The sequence below is a fragment of the Bacillus sp. LL01 genome (genome assembly GCF_001037965.1).
On record NZ_LFEL01000173.1, the window covers coordinates 1 to 4,238 of the forward strand.

General features: G+C 41.6%; 6 protein-coding genes. 4 read left to right on the forward strand and 2 right to left on the reverse strand.

What is annotated here, in order from left to right; all coding sequences use genetic code 11:
* Window positions 1–206, reverse strand: a 206-nt coding sequence (locus AB685_RS27250) for an HAD-IIB family hydrolase (protein WP_047973734.1), incomplete at its 3' end; no start/stop codon positions are given.
* 140 nt (window positions 207–346) lie between these two features.
* Here AB685_RS27250 and AB685_RS27255 point away from each other — a divergent pair.
* The 4 genes from AB685_RS27255 to AB685_RS27270 all read left to right on the forward strand — a co-directional run bounded on the left by AB685_RS27255 (window position 347) and on the right by AB685_RS27270 (window position 3,176).
* Window positions 347–820, forward strand: a complete 474-nt coding sequence (locus AB685_RS27255; RefSeq protein ID WP_047973735.1) for a hypothetical protein — start codon at window positions 347–349, stop codon at window positions 818–820.
* Window positions 821–1,108: 288 nt separating this feature from the next.
* Window positions 1,109–1,444 carry a PadR family transcriptional regulator gene (locus AB685_RS27260; protein WP_047973736.1) on the forward strand — a complete coding sequence of 112 codons (336 nt, stop codon included), beginning with the start codon at window positions 1,109–1,111 and terminating at the stop codon, window positions 1,442–1,444.
* Window positions 1,444–2,445 carry a hypothetical protein gene (locus AB685_RS27265; RefSeq protein ID WP_047973737.1) on the forward strand — a complete coding sequence of 334 codons (1,002 nt, stop codon included), beginning with the start codon at window positions 1,444–1,446 and terminating at the stop codon, window positions 2,443–2,445. Before AB685_RS27260 ends, AB685_RS27265 begins: the two co-directional genes overlap by 1 nt.
* Before the next feature lie 266 nt (window positions 2,446–2,711).
* Complete coding sequence (locus AB685_RS27270; RefSeq protein ID WP_047973738.1) at window positions 2,712–3,176, forward strand: hypothetical protein; 465 nt, start codon at window positions 2,712–2,714, stop codon at window positions 3,174–3,176.
* 45 nt (window positions 3,177–3,221) lie between these two features.
* On the opposite strand, the gene AB685_RS27275 is transcribed toward AB685_RS27270, so the two are convergent.
* A partial coding sequence (locus tag AB685_RS27275) for an MFS transporter (RefSeq protein ID WP_047973739.1) occupies window positions 3,222–4,238 on the reverse strand: 1,017 nt, incomplete at its 5' end.

Genomic DNA, 4,238 nt, shown 5'->3' on the forward strand with positions numbered 1-4,238 from the left:
TGCCCATTGTAGCTGACGAAATTTTGAATCCCTAATTCCTCGCGCAAATCTTCATACATAAAGGGCCCACGACCGGTTGCGATTGCCACTTCATGACCGTCTTTTTGTAAGGTTTTGATCGCCTCWTTTGTTGCGGGCGGTAACTTCTTATCATGGTCTAACAGCGTTCCATCAATATCAAAGAAAATGATTTTTTTATCTGTCATGGTTCCACTCCTATAGATCATAATTTGCTTCTCTCTTCTTTATCGTAACAGAGAATCGCGTCTCAATCACCTATTTGTATAGAAGAGTGGGAAGTTGGAAAACTAATCTAGAAAAACCACCAAAAAATTGGAGACGTTCTATGACTAAAATTATCTTGTTTGTCACATTCCTTCTTCCGTGGCTGTCTTTACTTTTCGCCTCAAAGGAAACGATCAAGACGTACATGCCAGTAACCATATTCACCTCTCTACTGATGACGATCATTTTTCAAATTGCTTATACATATGAGTGGTGGGTCATTTATCAATACATTGTTCCTTGGGGCTATATGAGTGATGTCAGCTTCACTTATGGCATATTTGCTATAGGGACGTTCTGGATCTATGTATTCACATCTCATAAGTTTCCTCTTTATGTAGGAGTGAATCTGGTGACGGATGCGGCGATGGCATTTGGTGTCCTTCCCTTATTAGGAGTGATGGGGATTGCTGAATATAAAAACATTTTACCCGGGCAGTATTTCTTAGTGATCTTTGCTTTATCGTTTGTGATTTATGTTTATCACAAGTGGCAGAAGGGGATTTTCACGACGGAAACTAGAAGAGAAGCTTGAGGAGTCTATTCATCAAGCTTTTTCTTTTTTGGAAACTATTGCAATCTCTGCTTTTCTTCAAACAACTTCTGAATACTCTTTTTCTAACTCATCGGATGGCTCGATGCTTAGCCGGCTTAGTACTTCTGATATTTTCGTATCAAGAATCATCCGTGCATCTGAAGCAGCAAATCTGTCAAATCACTTACTAAGTATTGAAGATCTACTATCGTTTCACCTTCTCATCCATATTGTTATTCATTTTATAATACTGTATGATATACACTATATAAAAACCGGGGTGAGATGATGAGCAACTTACTACAATCGTTAACGACTGAATTACGGCGCGGAACGTTAACCCTTGCTGTATTGAGTCAATTGCGTACGCCTCAATATGGTTATTCCTTAGTACAACGGCTTGAGACATCCGGAATCACGATTGAACAAAGCACCCTCTACCCTCTGCTTCGGCGATTAGAAAAACAAGAGCTTGTCACAAGCAGCTGGGATACTTCAGATACAAGACCACGTAAGTATTATGTTCTGAGTGAATTTGGGACCGAAATCTTAAGCGAGCTCAAACGAGAGTGGGAAAAAACAACACATGAACTCGATCAACTGATGAAAGGAAGTGAGGAGTGATGAATCTATTAGATGTCTATATTCAGGAGGTCACCAAACGGCTGCCAGTGAAATCGAGAGCGGATATCGGACTTGAACTGCGCTCTACAATTGAAGACATGCTACCAGAGGATTATACCGAAGAGGAACTACTCACCGTTCTCGCTAAGCTCGGTGACCCAATGAAACTAGCAAATGAGTATCATGAAGGAACATCATATTTAATAGGGCCCACATATTATGAGCTCTACCTCAGTACCATTCGCATGATTATGCCGATCGTGTTAGCCGTTATCCTCCTCACCTTTGTCGCTACAAGCTTTTTACGATACAACGGCACAGATCTTTTTTCCTTTATAGTTGGGTTACTAGGAGAAGGTATATGGATGGCCCTCGGAACGGGGATTCATGTGTTATTTTGGGTGACTCTCGTATTTGTCATTGTCGAACGGGCAGGTGTAGCCCCACATTTAATGAGACCAACTGCAAAGGAATGGTCAYCAGAAGAATTAAAGGAGATTGAACCAATTCCGAAGAAAAAAGCGATTTCAAAAGCTGAGGTCTTTGCCACATTAGTCTGGACAGCAATTTGGGGAGCTTTGTATTTTAGTGCAATCGATTTAATTGGTATCTACACACCTCGTGAAGGTGGCGGATTAGAGCTTGTGACATCGATCTTTTCAAAAGAAGTATTACTGACGTTTTGGCCGGTCATAATGTTAATCATTGCCGCAGAAATTGCTTTATCGATTATTAAATGGGTGAGCGGACAATGGACCATGCAGTTAGCTCTCTTCAATTCATTCTACAATGTGCTTTACACGGTCTTATTTATCATCATCCTTACGACTCCTACGTTGTTTGAGCCAACTTTTGTGAGCTATATGACAAATGTATTCGCTACTTCCACGAGCACGACTGTTGATCAATTTTTCACTTGGATCCTTGCATCAGCGATCATTACCCTTATTGTTGTGGCTGTCATTACAACGCTTGATGGATTTAGGAAAGCAAGATTGTAGTGCTCCTATGCACCATGGTATAATTTTACAAAAAAGTAGGAGCGATGATACGTGAGTGAGAATAAGCGCGAAGACAAAGACATGCTTTTGAGTACAACGATTGGCATTGTAGGCGATATCGTATTGTTCATCCCTCGTTTAATCGGAACCTTTTTAAAAGGGTTATCGTAAAAAGGAATTTATCGAGCTCATTTTGAAAGAAAATCCCAACATCAAAGTATGGTATAATGAGCCATCAACACATTAGAAGATTTATTGGAGGTACCATGTTAACATTTGAAGAAAAATTAGCGATTATTGAATCATTCCCAGAGCTTGAGCGTAAAGATGTCTCGTTAGGCCGAGTGAATTTCCACTATAATGAGAGCTCTTATGATAATAAAAATGTTGTCTATCACTTGCACCCAAATGGGAATGGCTTTGTCTATGCCGGAAGAATGACTGGCTATGAGACAAATGACAAAGGGATGGTTAACATTCGTGATTTCACTGAAAAAGCGCTTCGTGCGACAGTTCGTAAGTCGATCCTTTCCTTAACACCAAAGGAAGAAGCACCGACAAACGACCCGACAGAAGAAATGTGGATCAATGAAAACACCGTCACGTTAACAATTTTAAAAGAAGAAGATATCTGGAATGTGTATGGCGACGATGATAGCCTTGACGGTACATTTAATTCTTATAGAGAAGCAGCGAATTACTTAGAAGCAGAAGGCTTTGATCGTGTATAAAGAATGAGAACGACCTCTTCCTATTTGTGGAAGTAGGTCGTTTTTTTATGCATTCATTCTATCTTCATCTTCCATTTTCCCCTTAGCACTATCATTCGCCCAAATGACAACCGGAATAAGTAAGAGCGCAAGAAAACCTCCTGCATATGAAAGAAACATAAAGCTAGTATGAGCAACGACCATGCCAGACATTGCTCCTCCAGCTGCTCCAGATAATGCGACTGACACATCGACCGACCCTTGAATTTTGGCACGGTTAAACGGAGTTGTTGCATCAACAATAAGGGCTGTACCACTAATTAAGCCAAAGTTCCAGCCTAGTCCCAAAAGGATAAGCGCAATTGTCAGACCTAGCATCGATTCAGGAGGAGCTACAGCCGCCAATATTCCTGAAGCTAAGAGAGTCGCACCTGATACGATCGCCATCGCTGTTCGGCCCACTTTATCAACGAGATAGCCTGTAAGCAGGGAAGGAAGAAACATCGCTCCAATATGAAGACTAATCACCAAACCGACCTGATTCATACTGTGACCGTGATGGCCCATATGTACAGGTGTCATTGTCATAATCGCAATCATCACCATTTGCGTTAACACCATGATCACCGCACCAACCATAATCCCTCGATTTCGTTTAGTCATAGGCTGTGATTTAGCATTAGTCAGATTACCTTCATCAGTTTGCTGTCTTTCTGCGATTGCTTTAGCTAGAATGTATGGATCAGGACGAAGCAGAGCTAGTAACACCAAACCAGCCAAAATAAAACTTGCCGCTGCCAAAATAAACGGGCCAGCCAAAGCTGGAACGCCAATCGATAAAGCGAATTCACCCATCACTCCTATCAAATTCGGACCTGCAACTGCACCAAATGTCGTCGCTACTAAGGCGATGCTGACGGCCGTTGCGCGTTGTTTAGCATTCGCTAAATCTGTTCCTGCATAACGTGCTTGTAAGTTTGTCGCGGTACCAGCTCCGTAGATGACCAAGGATAGGAACAATAAGGGAACATGATCGATCACAGCTGCTAGGATAATCCCCACTGCTCCAAGTCCTCCGGCTAA

Coding starts and splice junctions, on each gene's coding strand:
- AB685_RS27255 (WP_047973735.1), top strand. CDS start 347: ATGACTAAAATTATCTTGTTTGTCACATTCCTTCTTCCGTGGCTGTCT.
- AB685_RS27260 (WP_047973736.1), top strand. CDS start 1,109: ATGAGCAACTTACTACAATCGTTAACGACTGAATTACGGCGCGGAACG.
- AB685_RS27270 (WP_047973738.1), top strand. CDS start 2,712: ATGTTAACATTTGAAGAAAAATTAGCGATTATTGAATCATTCCCAGAG.